Annotated in this window: 1 protein-coding gene and 1 pseudogene; both read right to left on the bottom strand. The window is 61.9% G+C overall.

Features of this window, described 5'->3' with window-relative positions:
• Window positions 1–305 (bottom strand): cell wall hydrolase (locus EN939_RS36830; protein ID WP_206528475.1); only part of this gene is annotated, 305 nt, incomplete at its 3' end.
• A 135-nt stretch (window positions 306–440) separates the two neighbouring features.
• Window positions 441–670: pseudogene (locus EN939_RS36825) on the bottom strand (hypothetical protein); the annotation flags it as partial.

Raw genomic sequence — 670 nt, 5'->3', positions numbered from 1 at the left:
CCCACCACCTGGCAGATGGTGCTGCCGTGCTTGCCGGAGCGCAGCCGGTTCATCACCACCGTGCCGACCGCGATCATGCCGTCGCGGCTCGAGCGGTTGGACTCGAAGAACATCGCCCGTTCCAGGCATTCCTTGTCCTTCGGCGTATGGCTGTAGGCCCGTGAGCTCAGGAAACCCGGCGTGATGGCGTCGGTCAGGCTGGCGACGGACATGCCGTGTGACGTGGTCTGGCTGCAGGCAGCCAAAAACAGGGGTGAAATGACGGCGCCGAGCAACAGCGGCGTCTTCCATCGCGTGGCAATCAACAGGTAACCCTCTCACTTCCATGCCCGCCCCCAGGCTGCGGCAAGAATGAGACACTTTCGGGCAAAATGATGGCCAAAACGTTATTGATGAGGCTCTGTTGCCAAATTGGTACAGTTGCATGACCTAAAAGTGAATTAGTGCCCCACTGTAATGGCCGCCGGCTGGCCGGGCTCAAGCTCCTCGACCTTCTCCGAAAACAGGCCGCGCCGGAGGAACAGCGTCCGCGCCTCCCTGGCCGTCGGCGCGATCTTTCCCGGCCAGTCGCTGTCTATGAACTCAGCCTTGGTGAAGTCCGGATTTGTCTCGCTCGCTGCCTCCAGGAACTCGGCGATCTCCAGCACGATCGCGCCGACGGCCAGGGAGG

The organism is Mesorhizobium sp. M7A.F.Ca.CA.002.05.1.1 (assembly GCF_003998335.1).
Lineage (GTDB): Bacteria > Pseudomonadota > Alphaproteobacteria > Rhizobiales > Rhizobiaceae > Mesorhizobium.
This window is presented reverse-complemented; position numbering and strand designations above follow the sequence as displayed.